The organism is Chromobacterium sp. ATCC 53434, from assembly GCF_002848345.1.
Taxonomy (GTDB): domain Bacteria; phylum Pseudomonadota; class Gammaproteobacteria; order Burkholderiales; family Chromobacteriaceae; genus Chromobacterium.
The window spans coordinates 2,102,827-2,124,709 of record NZ_CP025429.1 but is presented as its reverse complement, the minus strand read 5'-3'; the positions used below and the strand labels follow the sequence as shown (position 1 = coordinate 2,124,709).

Below are 21,883 nucleotides of genomic sequence, written 5' to 3'. Positions count from 1 at the left end.
TGTCCCAACGGCGACGCTAAGGCTGTCACTCCAATTGTTCGAGAAAGTTCAAGAGCGTGGATTGATACCCGTCGACAAGCTCTGTTGCCAGGCCGTCGTTCTTCGCCTGGTACCGCAGCGCGGTTTTGAATGCGCTATCGGTTTCGTCGGCTGCGGCCCACAAGTTTGACGTCCTGAATCCACGCTCGCCAAACGCGCCCTCCATCGCAGGCGAAGACTCGTAAGCATCTATGGTGTATGTCAGCATCAATTCCTCAGACAGCGGCTTGATGCCTGCTTTGGCCAACTTCGTGGGCGGCATATAAGTGTGCATTCCCAAGGCAATTTCTCTGACTTTCAAAACATAGTCACGGTTGACGTTTTCAACCGTTATCGATGCTTCCGAGTTGAGTGGCGCAACAGTTATTTTCCCCGTGCTTCTTGTCGGCAGATAAGTCCGGATGTCTCCTAAATGCTGTTCAACTTCCACGCGCAAGGTGGTGGAGGTTTGGCGAAGCTTGTCGACATCTCTGCCGGATAAATGAGCCAGCAACAGTCTGAAAGCGCCTGGATCATCCTGAGGCAGTGTCTCCAGCGTATGATTTGCCAGTTTCGCGCCCGCCGTCAGCCCCCCTTTTCCGCTGAGTCCAACATGCATCAGCCTGCCAAGCCGCGCCCGGACGCCTGAGGTGGCGTGGAGTATGCCGCGGCTCGTGGCCGCGCCCCCGACCACCGCGCCCCTGCCCAGGGACACCCAGCCGAGTATCGATGACATTTTCGGATTGCTTTCTTCCATCGCGCCACTGGTTATCGCCGCCACATCGGCCACCACCGCGGCCCCGCCTATGACCAGCGATGCGGCCGAAGCGCTTTCCAGCGCGGCGATGATTCCGCCTGAGGCGGCGATCGAAAGCCCCTTGGTCACGGCTGCCAGCCCCAGGCCGGCGACGCCCAGACCTATCGCGGTCCAGGCCTGCCAGCTCAGATGCCCGGATGGATCAGCCCGGTTCACCGGGTCTCCGGCACAGTAGGCATAGGGATTGACGCCGCCGGCGCCGAACGGACTCAGGCTGTCCGGGCTATGAAATCGCATCAACGCCGGACTATAGGCCCGGTAGCCGTTGCCCAGATGAGTCGCGCTGCCGACGGGGTCGAGACGCTGGCCATTGAATCCCAAAACACCGCTGTCCATGATCGCTCCGTCAAGAAATCAATCGGAGCGCCCAAGCTACTTGGCCAGTTGTCCGGCGAGATCGAGGCAGGACGATTTAAGGCAGTTCCGAAAATGACGCCCGCTGTTTATTTGCCGACGCCGCGGCGGGCGCGGTCTTCGGCGATTCTAGCCTGCTCCTCGTCGCCGGGCTGCCAGCCGGCCTGCCTCAGCTCCAGATAAAGTCGCTGATAGGTTTCCGCCTCGTATTCGGGGGTGCAGACATTGTCGGCGGATGGCTGCCAGCCGGTGCGTTGCTTCCAGTTGTCGATATAGCGGGGCATGGTGTCGCCATGATATTCGCCGCAGGTGTGGGACACTTCATGTCGCAGGTCGCGGGTGGCGGCATGCCTGGCGATGCGGATAAAGGCGCCGATCGCCCATATCCACTTACTCATGCCGCAGGCTTCGTGGATTTCGCTGACGGAGGCCACGCCGGCGGAGACTTTCAGCTTTGGGAAATCCTTGATTCTGCCGTCCATCGTGGTGCTGCCGAACGGGTTGATGTTGTTGCCGGTTTCCTGGGCAAAAGCGCTGCCGGCGGCAAGAAATGCCATTGAAATAAATGCCGCCAAATGTTTCATGTCGCCACCTGAACATCAATGTCCGTTGTTGCCAAAGGACTTCAAGCATCTCTCCGTGTGAAAACGCCTGGCACGCAGCGCGCCAGGCGCTTGTTCCGCCCCCAACCGTCTACTTCCTAAAATTCATGAATGGAGCGAAGAACGCTTCGGGCATTTCGATGGGGAATCCCTTTGCGTCGCTGGGACGCAAGTCGGACATATCGGGTTGGAAGTCATAGGTTTTCTGCCGACGCTGCTGATCCTGATGCACGGCCACTTGCTGATCGATCGCCGACTTGATGGCGCCCATATTGCCCAGCATCTTCGTACCCACATCCTGCACACCGTCTATCAGATTGCCGACATTGCTGCTGGAGGCGACGGACATCGTCGGCACCGCGCTAAGAAACGGGGCGGCCACCGAACTTCCCGCGGTCTGGCCATATTCGTGCGCGGCGCTGCATGCTTTCAGGATTTCGGCCGGGTTGATCATGTTTTCTACGGTCTTGGTCATGATGGACTCCTCTTGGGTTTGGCTTACGGACAACGGAAAGATTGAATCAGGCCCGACCACAGCGGCGACGGCGAGGACAGCGATTGCCACTCGATGCGCACCGCGCCCAGGCTGCCCTGGTACACCCGCTCCCGTCGGTCGGCCAGCCCGCCTACGTTGCGGCCGGCGTCGAAAAAACGGAACAAGGCCCAGGGGCCGTCGTATTGCAGGGTGTTGACGCGGCCATCGACGGATTTCATCTGCAGGCGTATGGCCAGTTTCTGGCTTTGTCCGTTCCAATCGACGCGCTGCGGCGTGGTGGCACCGTGGGCGAAGCGCAGCGTTTGCCCGGCGATGTCCATCTGCATCTCCGCCAGTTGCGGGTCCATGTCGAGGAAGCGCAGGACGACAGGCACGCGCAGCCTGCCCCCGTCGTCCAGCATGGCGTCGCGGATTCGGCTGGCGTTTTCGTAAGAGCGGATCACCGACGAGTTGACCAGGGTTTGCTTGCCGCCGTCCATGGCTCGGGCCTTCCACGGACGAGAGGCGGTGTCGACATAGGGGGCCAGGTGTTCGCGGAAATAAGTGGCCATCACGCCCTGGGGCGCGAACAAGCGCTCGAAATCTTCCACGCCCGCGTCCATGCTGGCTCCGCGCCTGAACGGGTAGCGGCCGGTCAGGCCCTGGTCGCAGACGTTGCGGGTCGCGCCGGCGGCGCCCCGGTTGATCAATGTTTGCGCCTGGCTGGAGACGGAAGAACTACCGCTGTTGGCCAGGTCCAGCATGACGCCCCGGACCGGCTCCGGCTGCAGGCTGGCGTCGCCGCGCAGCTTGGTGAACATATCGTATTGCGACGGCAGCATCTGTCCCGTCTGCAAGGCGCCGTTGACCAGGCCCAGTTGCCGGTACAGCGTGTCGAACAGCCTGGATAGCGGGTTGTTGCCCTTGTCGTCGTTGTTTTCCAATTGCTTGGCCAACTGCCTCAACGGTAGAAAGTGTTCTTCGACGACATGCTCCGGCAGCAAGGTCGTGCGATAGTGCTCGCCGCTGAGCTCGCCTATCACGGTGCGGCGCCCTTTCTCCAGCCGCGATTTCTGGCGATCTATCCAGCTATCCATGCCGCCGTCGTAATTGCCGGTCAGCGTGGTTTCCCGTCCGGCGAAACGCACCAGATTGGCCAGCGGAGATTGAGAATTCATCATCGCCGCCGCCAGTTGGGCCGCGTCGTCCAGCCCGGTGACGGCGCGAACGCTGACATTGGCCAGAAAGTTTTGCCAGGTGCTGATGTAGTCCTGCAGGAACTGATTGCGGGCGCTGTCGGCCAGTTTCTGCACCAGGCCGTCGACTTCAAAGCCATTGCCTTTCAGCGGCTCGTTGTGCAACACCCAGCTTTCCTCCTCCAGCGTGGCGCGGGCGCTGGCCTCCAGCCGCGGCAGGAATACGTCGGTGTAACCGGCGCGGGTGTACCAGCCGGAAACGGCCATGTCGGTGTCCGGCACGCCGTTGCGCATGCGCAGGCTCATCGCGGAGCCGAAGCCGGCCGCCCTCGCCAGGGAAATGTTCTGAACCTGCGCCGGCAGCCCCTGGTCGCGGATATGGTTCAATACCCTGGTCACGGATGGGATCTGCGCCGCCTGCGCGCGCGCGGCCTGTACCAGATTGGCATCCTCGGGCGCCGGCGGCAGCCCGGGCAGCGCGATCAGGGTGCGAACATCGGAGATCAGCATGTGTTTGTCGTCATCGCTGTACTGCCCTTCCGACAAGGCTTCCCAGCGATTCGATATCCAGCGCTCCAGCGCGTCGGCGGAACGGTACTGAGGCCGGCACAGCATCAGATAGACCTTGAGCGTCAGAAAGATGTCGCCCGGACTGCCTTCGCTTTGCGTCAGCAGGGTCCGTTTCACCTCATTGTAAAGCTCGGGCATCAGCGTCTTCTGCAGATGGCGGTGATAGGTGTCGGTCGCGGTTTCCGCCACCCGCCTGTGCTCGAAATACGGCGTGCCCAAACCTTGCTCGGCGTTCTCGGCCTGCGCCTGCGCATAACGCATCTGCGCCGCGACCGCCAGCAGGGGCGAGCCGGTGTTGGGCGGGCCGGAGGCCTGTTCCCTCGCCAGGGCCTTGCCCTCGCTGAACTGCGCCCAGACGTATTCCAGGTAATGTCGTTCGGCGAAATAGCCCCAAGCCACCCAGGCCAGCAGCATGGCGGACAAGGCGGGAATCGCGGCCCAGCGCAGCGCGTTCAGCGCGCGACGCCTACGGGACTGCGGCGCGGACTGCGTCGGCTGCTCCTGCGCCAGGCGAGCCTCTTCGGTCAGGTCCCGATCCATCAGCTCGCCTTCCAGCACCACCTGTTGCAGCAAGGGGTTCCATAGCTCGCCAAGCGGGCGGATCGAGGCGTCCGGACCGTCCACTTCGATATCGGCTACCTCCGCCACCGAGCCCATCCACACCCCGCGCAATCGCGCGCCGTTTCCGCCGGCATCGGGCGCGAACAGCGGCAGTAGCAGCCCGAGCACGGCCTGGCGCAGCCGCCCCATGGTTTCCACGAAACGCAGTTGCGCGTGATTGGCCTCGATGTCGCCGGCCTGCGGCGCGGAGAACAGCACTTGGCTTTGCACGCGCCCTTCCAGTCCCTGCAGCGCGCCGTCCCATTCGGTGTTCGCTTCCGTCTTCCCTCCTTCCCCAGCCATTTGCAATGGAAAGCCTATGCCGCGCGTCCAGCGCTCGGGACTCATCAGCGACAGCATCGAAACCGCGCCGTCCAGGCGGTCGAGTCCGGTCAAGGCCAGATAGACGCCAGGGTGGCGCCCCAGGCCGTCGCGCAATGCCAGCAAGCGCTGTCTGATCGCCACCGCCAGTTGCTTCCGGCGCTTGGCGGCCATGGAGACCAGGTCGCCGGCATCGACGCACAAGACCACGCCGCTGACGCGAAGCTTGCCGCGAAGCGCGCTCAATCCGGCCAGCAGCTTGTCCCAGTTGGCTGAGGCGTCCTGATCGTAGCCTTCGCGAAGGCTCCACGCGCCCTGGGTGTCCAGCCAGACCGCGTCGCGGCCAAGGCGGAAATCCAGTCCCAGCTCCTGGCCTATCCCCACCGGAGGGTGGACGCTGTCCCTCAGCGCCCAGGCCAAAAGGCTGCTTTTGCCGCTGCCCGAGGCGCCCAGCAGCACATAGCACGGCATCGGCGCGCCATCGCTCCGCGCCAGCTGGCGCTCCAACTGGGCCAGCGTATCGTCGACATAGTCCGGCTTGCCCGGCGCCGATTCCGACGCGGCCTTCGGGGGACTCGTTTTGCGAAACCGTCTCGGCGTTGCCGTCAATCGGCTCCACAGCCATTGCAACGATGGCCAGAAGCCCCAGATCAGCGCGATAGCCACCAGTATCTGTCTCAGCAACTGCCAGCCCAGGGGCCGGTATACGCCGATGGAAATCAACGGGCCTATCCACCAGATCGCCAGCGCGATCAGCAAGGCGATGACGATGCGCACGCTGTGTCGGATCATGGCTGCCGCTCCTTGTAGGCGGGATTCAGCGGACCGGCCGTGTCGCCTATGCTGACGCCGGACGCCAGATCCAGCGGATCGGGCTGGGCTGCAGGCCTGGCGTCGGGGCTGCGGGCGGTATCCACCACTTTCCACAACACGTCGACGCGACGGTTGCGCTCATAGGCCGCCGGCGTTTTCGCGGGATCCAGCGGGGCGTTGTCCCCGCGGCCGGAAGATTCGATGCGGCGCGCCACCGCGTTGTCTGGTGCGTGCGCGCCGCCGGGAATCGCCGTCTGGCGCAGCATGTCCGCCACTGAGCGGGCGCGCGCCTCGGACAATTGCTGGTTGCTGGGGAACTCGCTGGTCTGTATCGGCTGCCGGTCGGTATGGCCTATCACCTCCAGATCGCCGGGCCACGGCGCGAAAGCCAGGCCCAGACGCTCGATGTTCTTCTGGAACGAGGCTCGCACATTGGCCTTGCCGACATCGAAGGCGCCATCGCTGCGAAACACCAGCAGCCAGCCCTGGGGGTGCTTGTAGGCCACCAGCCATCCCTCGGAGAGCAGTTGCGGCAGCGGGGACGGCAAGGTGGTGGCCAGATTGATCGTTCTCAACGGCGGCGTCCAGGCGGCCAGCGCCTCGCGGATGGGCCGGCCCTGCACGTCCAGTCCTATGCTGGCGGCGCCATAGGCCAGCGCCACCACGCTCAGCGCGATGGCGCCGCCGCGCATCGGCGTCAGCCAGCGGCGGGATGCTGCCGAAGGCGGTTCCGCCGCCGGCGCCGGCGGCGGGGCGGCCAGTTCGCCGCCCAGGGCCTCAGGCTCCCGTTGCCGCCAGATCGTCGCGTGCAATTGCGAGCGCAGATCCTGCAATAGCGCGTCGCCGCGCTCCAGCACCCGGTAGCGCCCCTGCCAGCCCAGTGCCAGCGCCAGCTCGTACAGCGCGAGCAAGTCCGTAGGCAGCGGCTCGTGGCGCACCCATCGTTCCAGGTCGGAGAACGCGTCCTCGCCGCCCCAGGCGTCGCCATGGAATTCCACCAGCAGGCTGCGCTCGCCGTCATAGGACTGGAGCCCGGCATGGCGCGCGGCGTCGTTGCAAACCTCGTCTAGATAGGTGCATAGCAAATAGGAGGCATCCTGGGCCTGCTGCCATTCGCAACCGGCGCCTGCCAGGCGTTCGCGGTACAGCTTCAGTTCCATGCCCAGCTGGGCTCTGAGCTGGGCCTGGCTTTTCGGCGCGTTTTCCAGAATCCGCTGCAGTTGCAGCACGGCCGGCATCGCGTGGGAGATAAAGGGATTGTGCCACTGCGATTGCTGCTGACCGGCCTTCAGCAGGCTGGCCCGCGCTCCGGGGCGCTGATAGATCACCGGCAGCGCCTCGGGTTCCGACGCCGCCGCGTAGCGAGGCATCGCCGCCTCCTGAGCGGCCGGTCGCGGCGGGGGCTCGCCCTCCTCTATGATTTCCCGCTCATCGTAGTCCTGAGGTTCGTCTATGGTCGTCACGCCCCGCCTTGTCATCTGCAAGGGCAGGTTTTCCAGGCGACTCCTCATCGCGCCTTCCACCATGCCGCTGCGCAGATGCGCGGTGGACGCCCGGCGAAAGATGGAGGAAAAATGGTGCAGCAGGTTCATGGCGGCTCACTCATATAGCGATCGGCTCAGGCGACCTTGCCTTCTCTCAGACCCCAGGCTTCGAAGCGCAGGTCCTGAAAATCGCCGACGATGCGTAATGCCAGTGCCGATCCGGCGAAAGCCTGGGTCCAGAAGGGATCGCTGGATTCCACTTCGAAATAGACGCTTTGGGCGTAATACGGCACCTGGCGTGGCGGATTGGCGACCGGGATCAGCCGGGCGCCCGGCAGTTGCAGGTCCACCAGCTTTTGAATCTGCTCCACCGGCCCCAGCTTGGCCTGCTGTGGCAGCAATTGGCGCAGCTGGTCCGCCGGCAGCGCCGCGGAAAAGGCGAACACCATTTTTTGCAGCCGCCATTGGGCGTCCACCACGCAAACATGCACTTGGTCGCCTCTGTCCTCGAACTTCAGCGGCAGCACCGGGGTCTCGATCACGCGGGCCAGCGCGTATCTCAAAGTCGCCGCCAGCGGTTCGAAACTGGCCTGCAAATCGTCATGCCGGTAGGCGAACTGGCGCTCGGCCAAGGCGTCGTCGACGCCGGGCAGCACGCTGAGCCGGCCCAGCAGGCCGATCAGTTCCTGGAACAACAGGTCCGGCGGCAACGGATCGAAGGCGTCCAGATGCGCCAGGCGCATTCGGTATTCGGCGATGCCCTGGCGCAGCATCAGCTCGATCAGATCGGCCAGCCCGCCACCGGCGGACAGCACCCTCAGCCCGGCGCTGCCGGCCAGCCGCACTTGCAGGACGCTCTGCAACTCCTCGATCAGCGCGCGCAGCGCCTGGTGGGCGCGGCTATCGAGCAAGGGAGGAATGAAACGCGTATCCAGCATCAGGGCCATCGCGCTATTGCGTCCGCCTGCCCTGGCGAACGGCAAAAAGGTTTCGTCGGCGCGCAGTTGAGACTGCCAGCACAGGCGGCTCATCATCGTTCCGGTTTCCAATATCAGCCTCCGCGGCGAGCCCGGCGCGTCCAGCCCGGTGCTGAGGTCCGCCACCTCGGTGGCCACGGCGCGGTAGCGCGCCGGGGCCGCGTCGTCGCCAAACGCCATTTCGGGCCCGCCGCCGCCGGCTGTCGGCAGCGCCAGACAGGCCATATCGCCGGCCTGGGCCTCGGCGGCGTCCAGCGGAGCCGGCAATGGGTCGTGCGCAGGCAGCGCGAACGGCGTGCCGTCGGGCAGCACGCCTTCGGCGCTTCGCAGGCCAAGCCTGCCCAAACCCAAGCCGTCGGTGTCGACGTCCAGCCGCGCGAAACCCCAGCCATGGTTCGAGGTCAGCCTCAGCCGCAAGCCGAACTGATGCGTCAGATAGCGTTCCTGTTGCTGAAAGTGCTGGGTTTCGATCAACATGCCGTCGCTCCAGGCAACCGGCCCTACCGGCAAGACGCTCACGGCTTCTCCTCCTGATTGGCGGTCGGCGCTTAGCGCGCTTTGCCTGCCGGCTTGCGAGCCGAATCGCGCGGTGGAGGCGCGGCGGGATGCAAGGCGTCGTACAGGCGGTTGCGATCCAGCAGCACCGCCAGGTGGATCAATTGGCGTCCGTCGACCCTGATGCGCAGCGGCGCGTAATCCGGCGGGCGCGCCGCGAAATCGGCGTCGACCAGCAACCAGACCGGATCGGTGCCGGAAGCGGGCAGCAACAGCTGCTGCGCCTGATCGGGCGCGATGACGCTGCGGGCCGACGTGAGCACCTCTCGGCTGCGCTCCCGCGGTGTGCAGCTCGAGTCGTCGAAGTCGGATGACGGCAGCCAACTGGCGTCGCGCACCACGTATATACAGACCTGGACCGGGCGCGGGCCATTGCCGTTGTTGTTCAGCTGGCCACCGCCCATCAGCGTGACGTGCAATTCGCGAGGGGCCTCTCCATCGCGGGACGAAAACAGCGAGAGCAGCGTCGAGCATCCGGAAAGGCCGGCCAACGCGCATATCAGCGACACGCGCAGCAGGATGACAGGGACAGGGGCCATCAGCTTAGCGTCATCGTAATGGTCTGCGAGGGGCTGACCGACTGCCCCGCCGTATTCTGCTTATTGGGCACATTGGTGTCGGTCAGCCTGGTCTGCGGGGCGCCCTGGATCAGCACCTTGCCGGATCCCGTCACGTGACGGGACTGCGCCGCCACCGTGCCCGAGGCCACCCCGCCCATCGAGCCTCCCTCGTCGCCATGCGTGACCGGGATGATGGTGTTGAGGTTGTGGACGGGGCCGCCCGCGTAAATGATGGTCGGCACATTGGGTACCGCCTCCGGCTTATTGGCGGTATTGGTATAGTTCGATGGAATGCCCACCGGCGGTGTGCGGCAGACATCGGAGGAGGCCTGGGCCATGCCTCCGGCTGAACAATTTGCGAACATCGCGCGTCTCCTTGGATTCGGCCGTCAGGCGATATGAATCTGCCCGGCGTCCAGCTTCAGCAGCGATGCCGAGCTGAGCGCCGCGCTGTTGGCGTGCAGGCCCATATGCCTGTCCACATGCAATAGCAGGCTGCCGCTGTGCGCGGCGTCGGTGCCGCTGATATGGGTCTGCCGCTCTTGCGCCGCGGTGGCGATGGACTGGGCCTGGCTGCTCAATTGCCGGCCGTCCAGCCGCAGCTCTCCGTCGACGCTCAACTGCAGATTGCCGGCATGCAGACGCACGCTGGCCTGGCCTAGCTCCAGCTCGCATACGTCCGCCGTTTGCGGGCGTTCCAGAATGGCCAGCACCCAGCAGTTTTCGCCCGCGGTCGCCAATTGCACCAGATCGCCTTGCCTCGGCCGGATCAGGCAGCTGTATGCGGTGCGCGCCTTGCGCAATTGGCCGGACGGCAGCCGGACCAGCCATTCGCCATCCTGTCCGGCGGAGTCACACATCCAGGCTGTCGTCACGCCGTGGCCGTGCCGCGGAGGCGGCGCCTCCACGCGCAAGGCTCGCAATACCGGGTCGGCGTCCTGAGCCGGCTCGCTGCTGTTCCAGATGCTTTCCCGTAGCAATGTCATGGTTTGTCTCCTCTGGGGCCGGGGTGCATCTGCTGCCGCCAGGCCCGGTCCTGCTCAAGTTTTTCGTCATCGAACACCGCTCCTTTGGTGTCCGCCGCCCACCACGCGCCGGGTGGCTGGCCTATCAGCCGCCCCTGCCGGCAATCGCAGCCGGACAGGTCCACATCCACCAGCGTGGCGTCGCAGGCATCCAGCCCGCGCATATTCGCGCCGGCCAGCGTCACGCGCTCCAGTCTCGCGCGCCTCAAGGAAACGCGCGGCGCGTCGACTCGATCGAATACGCAATCGTCAAGCCGGGCGTCGTCGAACATCGCCTGTTCCAGATTGGATTCGAGCGCGCGAACCCGACTCAGCCTCGCCTGGTCGAAGCAGGCTCCCGGCAAGCGGCTGGCACGAATCGCCCCGTCCTGCCAGGCGCTGTGAGACCAGGCGGACTGCTTCAGCAGGCAGCGGTCCAGCGCCATGTCCTCAAGCTCGCAATCTATCCAGCGCGCATTCACGCCATGGCAGTGGTGCAGCCTGACGCGGGCGCAGCGGCTCTGCCCATGAATGAAGTTGCGAAATTCGGCATCTGCGATGTGGAGGCCGTCGATCCGGTTCTTGATCCAGGCACTGTCGCTCCATACGCCGCCCTGCAGCAGCCACTCTCGCAGTTCGCAGTCGACGAAGGCGCCGTGTTCGCTGCGAAGGTCATCCAGCAGCCATCTGTTCCCATTCAACTCTACGCAGGAGAATTCCCGTTGACGGCCGCCCTGCCATTTGGCGTTCGTCGCCGTGACCCGCTGCCAGCCCACTCGCTCCAGATCGCAGTTCTTCCACAGGCAGTCGATGAACTGGCTGTCGGCGCAGCCGGTCTGGCGCCAGAGGCAGTTCTCGAAATGGTTGCCGTCGAATCGGCAATCAACGAAGCGCACCGAGTCGAAATGGCAGCGCGGCCAGTGCACATGATCGAAATGGCAACCGATATAAACCGTCTCGCCGAGCTTCGGCGCGGGCGGTGTGTGGAATCGCTTGTTCTGGACGATTTCGGGCAGCCTGGGAGCCAGCTCGCTCGGTGAGGTTTCCGTTTCGTCGTTCATCTCGCTCTCTTCGGCCACTCCAGCCTGCCGGTCTCCAGATTGTCATGCCAGCCCTCGCCGGCCGCTCCCCGCATCCAAGCCGTCTTTGCATCGATCAGATTGCAGCCTGTCACGCTTCCTCCATCCAGGTCGGCGCCGTAGAACAAGGCCTCATTCAACGCGCAGTTTTCAAACCGGGACCGCTGCAACTGCGCATGCATGGCATTCATGCCGTCCAGCACGCTGTCCAGCCACAGGGAGTCGGGCGCCTTCAGGCGCTGAGCATGCAGCCGGAGGCAGGCGCAACGCTCAAGGCGCAGATGCTCCGCCAGCAGTTCCTGCCAGCTGCAGGAAATCAGCTCGCAATCCTCCAGCCTGGCCTGCCTCAGTGCGCTGCCGTGCGAAAGCACGGCGAATCTCAAGTGGCAGCGCTGCCAATGGCTGCCTGTCAGATCGGTGGCCAGCGCGCTGAACTTCAGCAGCCGGCAATGCTGGAAACGCCCATTTGTCAGCCGGCATTCCATCAAGCCCAGCCCGTCGGCCTGTAGATCGTTGAAGCACCAATCCTCGGCCCGTGTCTGACACCAGCTGACCTGGCGCCAACGGGCGTGATTGACACGGCCGCCGGCGCCGCCCTCCCCTTGCAGCGTCACCGCCTTCCACTCGCCGCCGTTGATGGCGATATCATTCAGCCGGCAATCGTCCCACCCCACCCCATCCAGCGTCGTGTCGTTCCATATGCTGGAGCCCAGATTGCAGCGCGTCAGCCGGCCGCCTTTCCATTGCAGCGCATCCATCGTCACGCCGGCCATCGAGCAATCGACGAAAAGCACCTCCTCCAGCAGGCATTGCTTCCAGTGGCTGTGATCCAGTCGGCAACGCTCGAAGCGGACTTGCCTCAGTTCGCGCCGTTCAAAACCGAATCCGTTCAGGTCCGCGTCGCGTATCGTCAGCGCCTTCCATTGTGCCGGCTCGCCCCGCAGCCAGGCGCGCCAGTCGGTCTCGTCCCTGGGGGCCTGCGGCAAAGACGCCAGCGCGCCATCTCGATCGCGGACGAAGGCTTGCAGCTTGGCCTGGGACGCATGGGCTTGGCGCAATGTTTCCCGGCCTTGCTCCAGGCGGGCGTGGACCTCGCCGTATCGGCGAGGCGGCGGCGAGAAGCGCGGGTGGTCCGCCTTGTCTAGAATCTGCTCCCAGACCCAGCCGCGGTCGATATCCGGCATCAGCGCATGATCGGCCAATAGCAACGGGTCCTGGTCTTCCGTGCGCCCACGGCGTTCGGCAAATGTCGCCAGCGCCTCGAAGTCCAGGCATTCGGCACGGTCCTTGAATCCCACCACCAGCCTGTCGACGCCATCATCCAGCACGTATTCAAGCGGGAGAGCGCCGTTCCACCACATCACGCCCAGGTCGGCGTCCGGCAGCAGCCAGATCGTCTGCAGGGACAGCGCGGGCCGTTCGTCGAGCAAGCCTCCGCTGCGGCTGGCCAGGACGATCGCTTGTACGGCAGGCAACTGCCCTTCCACATCGCCGAAGCCGCGCAGCAGATAGCGCGAATCGGCCGGCCAGCATGGCTCGTCCAGCCACTGGTCCGGCGCCGCTTGCTGGAAGATGCGCAAGTCGGTCGCCGCCGGCCATCCCATATGCGTGCCGTCGCCGGCCATCGCCTCCACCGAACCGGCAAACCGGGGTTGCCACTGCTTGCGCTCGGGCCAGTCGCAACCAAGCGGTCCCATCGCCGCCAGCGGCGACGGCCTGTCGCCCAGACCATGGCGTTGTTGCAGTGGCGGGGACGTTCCCACCAGGCCGAATGGATTCTCCGCTGCGGCGCCTGCCGCCGCGTATCTGTGGTCGATGGCCAGGCTGGCTTGGAGATGGCCGTCGGCCGCCGGCTGGCCGAAAGCCCTGCACGATACGGTTTTGCGCACGCCGGCAAGTTCGGCGCTGGCGAGCCAGTCGATCCAGGACTCGTCTTCCGCCGCGCCGTGGTAAGTCGAGCTGCCCAGCAGCAGCCATTCGGCGTGCAGTTTGGGCATCGCGGGCTCGAACAGCGCGAGCGATGGCTGCGCCGCCTTGATCGCTTCCCAGCACGCGGTCTCATGGGCCAGAATCCGCGGATCGGACAGGCGAAAACCGATGCCGACGCCGATGCGCAGCATGGCCTGGGGACCGATTTGGGTCCTCGATGTGGAGATGAGCGCCGCCTGCGGCTTGATATGGCGTAGTGGCATCAGCTTTTTACCTGCATACCGAGTTTTTTCAGGTCGACGCCGACTTCGGCGTAGGACACGCCTATATAGGAAAAGCTGACGCCGGTGACGGATCGGCTGAAGCCCGTGGTCGACGAGACGGAGCCGGTGCTGGTGACGGACGAGCCGGTGGTCGTCATATTGGAGCCTACGGTGTTCGTGGCCGAGCCCACGGTCGACGTCGACGTTCCGGTGGTGCTGGTCGACGAACCGACTGTGGACATCGAGGTCCCGACGATGCTGGTCGCCGAACCGGTGGTGGCCATTGACGTCCCGACAATGCTGGTCGATGAACCGATGTCCGACATCGAGGTGCCGACTATGCTCTTGGCCGTGCCGGTCATGGCCGTGCTGCTGCCGACGACGCTGCTGGATGTTCCGACATAGGACGACGACACCCCTGTCATGCTTTGCGACATGCCGACGGTGGAAACGCTGACGCCTTTCATCGACGTATCGATGCCCACCATGCTCTGCGTGGTCCCGATGACCGAGGTGCTGGTGCCCGTCATTGTGGTCGACACGCCGGTGAAGCCGGTGTGGATGCCGACAAAACTGGTGTTGATGCCGGTGAAGCTGGTGCCCACGCCGGTGAAGCTGGTGGCCACGCCGGTGAAGCTGGTCGAGACCCCGGTGAAACTGGTGGCCACGCCGGTGAAGTTGGTAGCCACGCCGGTAAAGCTGGTCGAGACCCCGGTGAAGCTCGCCGCCAGGCCGGTATAGGACACCGAAATGGCGGTGTAGCCGATGGACGCGCCGGTGACCGAGGTGGACGTGCCTTTGACCGATAGATTCATGTCCTGCCCCACCGCGGTGGAGCTGTTGCGCTCGGTGGTGTTCTGCATGTCGCGCTCGGCGTGTATCATCACCCGCTCGGCGCCGCGCAGGTCGTCGAAGGTGATCTGGCTGGCATTGCTGTAAAGCCCGTGTTTCAGCGAGCGCGTGACCAGTCCGGTATAGCGGATGTCCTTGGGCAGCTCGTACGGGGTCGGGTTGTCGCCGTTGTAGACGATGCCGGTCACCAGCGGCCGGTCCAGGTCGCCATCCACATAGGTCACCAGCACTTCCTGCCCGACCCGGGGCATGGCCAGCACCCCCCAGCCCTTGCCGGCCCAGGCCTGGGACACCCGTATCCAGCACGATGCGTCCTCTTCCTGGGTCTTGTAGCGATCCCAGTGGAAGTGCACGCGTATCCGGCCCAGCGGGTCGGTATGGACTTCCGAGTCCAGCGGGCCGACCACCGTCGCGCTCTGGATGCCCGGCAGTATCGGTTTCGGCGTCAGCCGCAGCGGCCGGAACGGCCGGTCGTCCATCATCGCCCGAAACGCGCAGGCCACATTGCGGCCCTGGCCGCTGCTGTCCGGCGCGTCCTGCAGAAAAGTCAGCTGGCTGGCGACGACGTAATAGCGCCGGTTGCGCGCCGCGTCCGGATGGCCCTCCAGCGTGAAGGCGCCGCCGGTCGCCAGTCCCCGCGTATTGGACATGCCCATCAGCTGGTGCGCCTCGGCCTGCAGCGCCTCCAGCCGCAGCCGCGCCAGTCGGTCGCCGTCCGCCTGAGTGTTGTAGCCGGCGGCATAGTCGTAATGCTCCAGCCGTATGCCCTCCAGGCTGGCCTGCTGTTCCTGCGCGTCGCTGTCCAGCCGGTTGGACGGCGCATGGTAGTCGAAATCGCGCAGCGCGACGCTGTTCGACTTCACCCGCCGCGTGCGCTGCAAGCGCTGGATGCCTTCTCTTCCGGGCACCGGTCGAAACTCGTCGCCATCGGGCAGGAAGCGAAGATTCTGGTAGCCCGCGGCCAGGTCGTCGAAGCGCTGGGTGTCCGACAGCACCACCACATGGCGTTCCTGCTGGTGCTCTATCCAGAAATAGATGCCCTCGTCTTCCAGCAACCGCTTGACGAAGCCGAGATCGGTTTCGAGGAACTGGACGCAATATTCTCGAGGCTCGTACGTATGTTCCAGTTCGAAGCGGAAGTCGGTGCGCTGATGGCCGGTGAACACTTGTTCGACGATCTCCGGCACCGTCTGCTGCTGGAACACGCGGCAGTTCCGGTTTTCCGCGAGAAAGGACAGCCAGCTGCCCAGCTCCAGCGTGTAGGTGTAACGGTCCTGGGTCTGGCCGGTGTCATAGCCTCCCAGCACCTGGCAGTGGAAGGTGCGGACGCCTTCGTCGCCCAGGTCGATGTCGATCCGGGTCTGAGAGCCCAGCAAGCCGTCCAGATCCAGCGCCGGATTGGTGCTGGAGATGTCGAGCAGGTAACTTGGCTCCCGCGACAGGCGCTCGTCGGCCTTGAAGCTCAGCGCGACGCAGTCCGCATCCAATAGTGGATTGTGCAGTTCGATCAAGCGCATGCGGATTCTCCTGGAGTATCGGATGGCGCGCCCGGCTGGAGCTGCAGGGACTCGGCTTCGTCGAAAATCAGCTCCAGTCCATCGGCCGCGCCCAGGCGCACGTTGCGCAGCGAATGGTCGGCGGCGCGCGCTTCCAGCAAGCATCGCGCGATCGCCGGCATCACAGTCTGGCGCAGCAAGTCCCTCACCGCGCGACCGCTGGCTGGATGGCGGGCCACCGCCCGCGCGATCCAGTCCGCAGCGTCCGCGTCCGCGGACCAGCCCAGCCCGTTGGCGCTCAGGCGCTGGCCGATCTCGTCCAGTGCCTGCCGCGCGATGCCGGCCAGCGCGGACTCGTCCAGCGGCCGGAAGGCGACAACCCGCATCCGCGCCAGCAAGGCCGGCGGGAAGCGCTGCTGCAAGCGCTTTCGCGCCATCGCGTCCAGCCGCGCTTGGGCGATGTCGGGCGCGCCGGCGCAGGCGGCCTCGATTTCGGCGTCGCCCAGATTGCTGGTCAACAGGATCAGGCAGTTGCGGAAATTGATGTGCCGCCCCTCGCCGTCCTCCATCCAACCCTGGTCGAACACCTGGTAGAACATCTCGTGCACGTCCGGGTGGGCGCGGTCGAACTCGTCCAGCAACAGCACGCTGTAAGGCTTTTTGCGCACGGCCTCGGTCAGCCGGCCACCACGGCCAAAGCCTACATAGCCGGGCGGCGCGCCCTTGAGCGTGGAGACGGTGTGCGCTTCCTGGAACTCATTCATGTTGAAGCGAAGCAGGTTGCGCTCGCCGCCGAACAGCGCCTGGGCGAGTGCGACCGCTGTCTGGCTCTTGCCGGTGCCGGTGGGACCGGTCAACATCATCACCGCCAGCGGGCGCTGCGGATCGCCGAGCCCGGCGTGCGCAACTTGCAGCGCCTCCACGATGGCGTCCAGGCCGGCCGCCTGTCCCTGGATGTGCCGATCCAGTTCCCACCGCAAGGCCATTAGCCGCCTGGCCTCGTCCTGGGCCATTTGCGTGACAGGCACTTGGGTCCATTCCGACAGCACCTCGGCGACCGCGTGCTGATCAACCCACGGACGCACCAGGCGCTCGGCGGCGCCGAGCACCTCGGCCTGCTCCGCGTCGGCCTCCTCCTCCCGAGCCAGCCGCTCCCGCCAGGCGTTGACCTCGGCGCGCTGGGCCTGCATCTCGATGTTCAATTCGAGGGCTTGCTCGGCGAGTTCGGCGCGCCGGTTCTCCAGCTGTCCACCGTCAGGGCCGGGCGGCAAGCCCATGCGCAGGTCCCGAGCCTGCCACGCCAGCGCCTGCTCCAGCGTCAAGGCCTGGTGATGCAGCCGGTCCAGCTCCGCCGGTTGGCAGCTCTGGCTCATAGCCACCCGGGCGCAGGCGGTGTCCAGCAGGCCTATCGCCTTGTCCGGCAGCTGCCTGGTCGGCAGATAGCGGCGGGACAGGGCCACGGCCGCGCGTAGCGCGGCGTCGGCGATGTGGACACCGTGGTGGGCGGCGAAGCGCGGCGCGATCATCCGCAGCATGTCCACCGCGGTATCGTCGTCGGGCTCGTTGACGGTGACGGCCTGGAAACGCCGCACCAGCGCCGAATCCGGTTCTATGTACTGTTTGTATTCCGACCAGGTGGTCGCCGCGACCATGCGCAGCTGGCCGCGCGCCAGCATCGGCTTGATCAGATTGGCGGCGTCGCCGGTGCCGGCATTGCCGCCGGCGCCGATCAGCGTGTGGGTTTCGTCGCAGAACAGGATCACCGGCGCCGGAGACGCTATCACCGCGTCGATCACAGCCCGCAGCCGCTGTTCGAACTCCCCGCGCATGCCGGCACCAGCCTGCAGCCGGGCGATGTCCAGCATCCATATCTGCGCGCCGCGCAAGCCTGGCGGCACGTCGCCACTGTGAATGCGCTGCGCCAGCGCCTCTACGATGGCGGTCTTGCCCACGCCGGCCTCGCCGACCAGGATGGGATTGTTCTGCCGCCGCCGCGACAATACGTCTATCACCGTGCGCAACTCGGCGTCCCGCCCTATCACCGGGTCCAGTTCGCCGGCGGCGGCCTGCTCGGTCAGACAGACTGCCCATTGCCGCAGCACGGCGGCCGGGTCGGCCGCCTCGCCGGCCTCGCTCGCGACGGAAGGCGAGCCTGCCGCCTCGGGCCAATTGCCGGCCAGCGTCTCGTAACGCGCGATGATCTCATCTTGCGTCAGGCGGGACAGCTCGAGACCGGTGCGATGCAGCAGCCAGCGCCGGGTGGACGCGTCGTCCAGCCAGGCCAGCAGCAAGTGGCCGCTGCGCACCTTGGGGGCCGGCGCCGCGATCTGGCTCCAGGTGATGGCGGGCGCCACGCTGCGTTCCAGCGCCGGCGAGATGTCGCGCAGCGAATCGCCGCCGATCTCCATCGTGTCCAGCACCTTGGCTATCCGTTGCTGGATGACTGACGGCGAGCAGTCCAGCGCCTCCAGCAGCAGCGCGGCGTCGCTGCCGCCATGGCTCAGCAGGCTGTAGAGCCAATGGTCGAGATCGACCAGCGCGTGCCGGCGCGAGCGTCCCAGCGCGGTGGCCTCGACCAGCGCGTTGTAGGCGATGGGGCCTAGACGGCCGAAAATGCGCTCTCGGTTCACTGCGGATCCCGGAATGAGTCGTATACGATGATGGTCCGGAGCGCCGCTCCGGGCCGGGACCATGCGTCCACGCCCAGGCGCATGCGCCCCACCCTGCCTGCCAGTTCCGGCCTCGTGCGGACCTGAACCTTGATCAGCGGCCCGATCCGGCCGTCGGAAAAATCGGCGGCGACGGCAAATATCGCCAGCACTGCGTCGGCGCGCCGCTGCCAGTGCGGGAAATCGGCGGCGTCTATCGGCCCGATCAGGATTTCCAGCGTGTGCTGCACATCCCATATCCTGCTGCCTAGCCGCCAGCGGCCCAGCCGGCAAGGGCCGGAGGCGGCCGATAACGCGATCCAGCGTCCTCGCCTGGGAAGTAGCTGCACCGGCACGTCGAAATAACCGGCCATTATCTTTTGCAGATCCGCCAGCGATCGGCGCGGCGCCAGATAGGCGCCCGGATGGCTATGCCGGCAGGCGGCGGCGTGGCGGTCGATTTTTCCATCCGCGTCCGGACCGGCGTAGGCCAGCGCGCTTATCCTCTCCGCGAACGGATGGCGGCCGCGTTCATAGCCCAGCGCCGGATGCATCACGGAACGGGCCCGGTAGTGCATCCAGGCCAAGTCGCCGCAGGCCAGGTTGACGAAGCGCTCGAAGGCGGGGTTGTGTTCGAGCCGGCGCTCGTGCAGCGCGTGTTCGGTGATATAGAGTGGCAGCGGCCCGTAGGGCGCGAACAGGCCAAAATGACGGCAGGCCACGCCCACTTGCGGCGACGCGCCCTCCTCTTCGGCCGCTATCCGCACCGACGAGACTTCGGCGCTGGCGAAACGCATGTCGGCGGTCTGTTCAAGCGTCAGCCAGTCCGGCCGGCGGTCCCGGCCGCGTTCCGTCGTCGCTTCCGTCCGCTGCCGTTGCAGGGTTTCAACGCGGCGCATCAGCTCGAAAAAGCTTCGGTGCGGATGCAGCTCACGCGTCCACTGCTGCCGTTTCATTGCAGTTCTCCATCGGCGCGCAGCGTATTGCCATGCAGGCTGGCCAGCTCCCCGTCCAGCAGGACACGGACCTCGATGCCGTCGTTCAGCGTCAGCGACTGGGCAAGCGTCTGCGCTAGCAGACGGCCGAACAGCCAGGCGCCGCGATCGGCGTGCATGACGGAGGAAATATCGATCTCAGCGCGCACGCCGCGGACCAATCCTTGCGGAGAGCCACGGCCGGCCGCAATGAAGCAGGCCTGGAGGCTGGCGGACTTCAGGCTGTCTATGCGCTGTCTGTCCAGCGCCGCGCCGGACTTGGCCGCCAGCCTCAGCATCTCCATCAGCCGGGTGCAGATGTCCTGGCGCTCCGCACCCCTCAGGCTCAGAGAGTTCAATCCAATATGCGACACGGCCTGCCAGCAGCGTTCCAGGTCCGGGATGGCCCGGGGCGCGCTGGCAGGCCACAGGCACTCCACCCGCTCGGCCGCGCCGCCGCCTTCCACGCTCAGCTCCGCCGCGGGCAGGTCTTCCGGCCGCCAGCCGCGATCGGCCACCAGCGCCTTGCCGGTCAGCGTCGCGATATCGTCGAGGCCCAGTTCGCTGGAGCAGGCGGAAATGGTGATCAGATCGTGGCTGCCCAGCGCGTCCGGGCGCGACTGCCGCGGGCTTTCGCTTTGAAGCGCCGGCTCGCGGCGCAGCGAGTAGCGCGCCGCGGCCTCCTCGCTTTGATAGCCGCCTGCGTCCAGGGCCGGGCGCGCCGCGTGCGAGCGGCCGTTGCTGTCGCAGACGGCCACCTCCAGCAGCCGCCACAAATGATGCTCGGCGGGGCGCATCCGGTCGACGGGAATCCATTGCTCGGTCTGGTTCGGATCATACGGGACCGGGTCCAGCCGCTTCGGATAGAGATTGATCGCCGGCGTGGCAAACAGCCGGAACTGGCCGGCGTCGACTTCGCCTATCAGATCGGCCGGCGGATGCCGCAAGGCGAGTATCAGTTCGAAACTGCGGGCCAGCGGCGCCTTCTTCGCCAAGGGGGTCAGCGCGTCCATTTCCACGCTCAGCAAGCGCGCGGGCTGGGCGAAGTATTCCCGCAGCAGGCGCAGGCCCGGTAGGCCGCCGGGATCGGCCGGCAATAAGGACTCGCCTTCGTCTGTCGCGGACAGGCGCAGCCTATCCAGCGGCAGGTTCAACAGCGCCTCGCCCTGCTCGTCCGCGGCGATGGCGTACCAGGCGGAGGTGTCCACCAGCATCGTTCTGTGCAGGGCGTAGGCGCGCGGCAGATCGCCGGCCAGGCTCAAATGCAAAGGCTTTCCGCCTCCGGTCATTTCGGCCAGCTCCTTCAGCGTGGTATTGCCCTCCAGGCGGAAGCTAAGCCGCAACGCCGCCTGCGCCGGCGTCAAATATCTGGCCAATTCGGCGGACACGTCGCCCAGGCTGCGGCGACACTCCGCCCGCTCCAGGCGAAGCGGCAGCAGGGTCACGTCGCGCGCTGTCGAAAACGTGACGGACCGGGCCCGCCCTGGAAGCGCGGCGCGAATCAGCGTGCCACGTGGCAGGTGGCGGCCGCGGAACGCCCCCGGCGAGCCGAAATCGGGGTGGAAGGCGAAGCTGGACATCGCCGGCGTGGCGCTCAGATACAGCGGGCAGACCTGGCACAGGGCCTGCCGCGCGAACTCGGCGCACTCCATGTCCAGCCGGGTCTGTACCCGGGCCGAAAGAAAGGCCACGCCCTCCAGCAGGCGCTCGACGAAGGGGTCGGCGGTGGAGTTCGGCTGCAGGCCGAGCGACGATGCGATCTGCGGATGCTCGCGCGCGAAGCGCGCGCCGGCCTCGCGCAGATGGCGCAGCTCGCTGTTGTAATGGTCGAGAAAGTTCATCGGATTGCGCCTCTCTCGGTGCGCGACATGAAAAAGCCGCCCAGGAAGTCCAGCGCCAGACACAATGTGACAACGCTTCCATCGCCGCGAATCGACGCCGTGATGTCGAAATACAGCAGTTGTCGCATCGACGGACCGCTGTCGGCGCGCGTGCGCACTTCCACGCTGTCCGCGTCCAGCCGCGTTTCGAAGCCGCGAATCGCCTCCCGGATGTGAGCGCAGACGCGCATCGGATCGACCTGGTTCGACTTCCCGTCTGCAAGCGGCGGCTGGCCATAATTCCATACCGAAGACTCCAGCTGACTGCCTGCCAGGCACAGGTCCGCCCCGCGCGTGGCCGCATTCATCAGATGCGCCAGATCGCGCGAAAGACTGGTGGCGAGCGCATCGCGCCCCAGGCGGGCGGACAGGCGATCGTACAATCGTGGAGTCATGTCAGCCCGGCGCCGCTGTTG

At 65.8% G+C, this 21,883-nt stretch carries 16 protein-coding genes; all 16 read right to left on the bottom strand.

Annotation, left to right across the window (positions count from 1 at the left end; translation table 11 throughout):
* Window positions 1–25: 25 nt before the first annotated feature.
* On the bottom strand, window positions 26–1,171 hold the full coding sequence (locus CXB49_RS09530) for an RHS repeat-associated core domain-containing protein (protein WP_101708180.1): 1,146 nt from the start codon (window positions 1,169–1,171) through the stop codon (window positions 26–28).
* 107 nt (window positions 1,172–1,278) lie between these two features.
* A complete protein-coding gene (locus CXB49_RS09525; RefSeq protein ID WP_101708179.1) occupies window positions 1,279–1,746 on the bottom strand; it encodes a hypothetical protein in 468 nt (155 codons plus the stop codon).
* A 136-nt stretch (window positions 1,747–1,882) separates the two neighbouring features.
* Window positions 1,883–2,266, bottom strand: coding sequence for a DUF6277 family protein (locus CXB49_RS09520; RefSeq protein ID WP_199406815.1), 384 nt, complete (start codon window positions 2,264–2,266; stop codon window positions 1,883–1,885).
* A 23-nt stretch (window positions 2,267–2,289) separates the two neighbouring features.
* Window positions 2,290–5,745, bottom strand: a complete 3,456-nt coding sequence (tssM, locus tag CXB49_RS09515; protein WP_101708178.1) for a type VI secretion system membrane subunit TssM — start codon at window positions 5,743–5,745, stop codon at window positions 2,290–2,292.
* Window positions 5,742–7,358 (bottom strand): type IVB secretion system protein IcmH/DotU, encoded by a 1,617-nt coding sequence (icmH, locus tag CXB49_RS09510; protein ID WP_101708177.1) that lies wholly within the window; start codon window positions 7,356–7,358, stop codon window positions 5,742–5,744. Before icmH ends, tssM begins: the two co-directional genes overlap by 4 nt.
* 26 nt (window positions 7,359–7,384) lie before the next feature.
* Window positions 7,385–8,746, bottom strand: a complete 1,362-nt coding sequence (gene tssK, locus CXB49_RS09505) for a type VI secretion system baseplate subunit TssK (protein ID WP_101708176.1) — start codon at window positions 8,744–8,746, stop codon at window positions 7,385–7,387.
* Between the two features lie 29 nt (window positions 8,747–8,775).
* Entirely contained in the window at window positions 8,776–9,321 is a 546-nt protein-coding gene (locus CXB49_RS09500) for a type VI secretion lipoprotein TssJ (RefSeq protein ID WP_101708175.1), read from the bottom strand.
* Window positions 9,321–9,680, bottom strand: coding sequence for a DUF4150 domain-containing protein (locus tag CXB49_RS09495; RefSeq protein ID WP_233493020.1), 360 nt, complete (start codon window positions 9,678–9,680; stop codon window positions 9,321–9,323). The genes CXB49_RS09500 and CXB49_RS09495 overlap by 1 nt, the downstream gene beginning before the upstream one ends.
* A 51-nt stretch (window positions 9,681–9,731) precedes the next feature.
* A complete protein-coding gene (locus CXB49_RS09490) occupies window positions 9,732–10,328 on the bottom strand; it encodes a DUF3540 domain-containing protein (protein WP_101708173.1) in 597 nt (198 codons plus the stop codon).
* The gene (locus tag CXB49_RS09485; RefSeq protein WP_158300709.1) at window positions 10,325–11,407 is read right to left on the bottom strand and encodes a pentapeptide repeat-containing protein; all 1,083 of its coding nucleotides are present in this window, start codon (window positions 11,405–11,407) and stop codon (window positions 10,325–10,327) included. The genes CXB49_RS09490 and CXB49_RS09485 overlap by 4 nt, the downstream gene beginning before the upstream one ends.
* Window positions 11,404–13,617, bottom strand: coding sequence for a pentapeptide repeat-containing protein (locus tag CXB49_RS09480; protein WP_101708171.1), 2,214 nt, complete (start codon window positions 13,615–13,617; stop codon window positions 11,404–11,406). The genes CXB49_RS09485 and CXB49_RS09480 overlap by 4 nt, the downstream gene beginning before the upstream one ends.
* On the bottom strand, window positions 13,617–15,986 hold the full coding sequence (locus CXB49_RS09475) for a type VI secretion system Vgr family protein (protein WP_101708170.1): 2,370 nt from the start codon (window positions 15,984–15,986) through the stop codon (window positions 13,617–13,619). Before CXB49_RS09475 ends, CXB49_RS09480 begins: the two co-directional genes overlap by 1 nt.
* Complete coding sequence (gene tssH, locus CXB49_RS09470; protein WP_101708169.1) at window positions 15,977–18,595, bottom strand: type VI secretion system ATPase TssH; 2,619 nt, start codon at window positions 18,593–18,595, stop codon at window positions 15,977–15,979. Before tssH ends, CXB49_RS09475 begins: the two co-directional genes overlap by 10 nt.
* Window positions 18,592–19,569, bottom strand: a complete 978-nt coding sequence (locus CXB49_RS09465) for a type VI secretion system baseplate subunit TssG (RefSeq protein ID WP_101708168.1) — start codon at window positions 19,567–19,569, stop codon at window positions 18,592–18,594. Before CXB49_RS09465 ends, tssH begins: the two co-directional genes overlap by 4 nt.
* Window positions 19,566–21,428 carry a type VI secretion system baseplate subunit TssF gene (tssF, locus tag CXB49_RS09460; RefSeq protein WP_101708167.1) on the bottom strand — a complete coding sequence of 621 codons (1,863 nt, stop codon included), beginning with the start codon at window positions 21,426–21,428 and terminating at the stop codon, window positions 19,566–19,568. The genes CXB49_RS09465 and tssF overlap by 4 nt, the downstream gene beginning before the upstream one ends.
* On the bottom strand, window positions 21,425–21,850 hold the full coding sequence (locus CXB49_RS09455) for a GPW/gp25 family protein (protein ID WP_158300708.1): 426 nt from the start codon (window positions 21,848–21,850) through the stop codon (window positions 21,425–21,427). The genes tssF and CXB49_RS09455 overlap by 4 nt, the downstream gene beginning before the upstream one ends.
* Window positions 21,851–21,883: the final 33 nt, after the last annotated feature.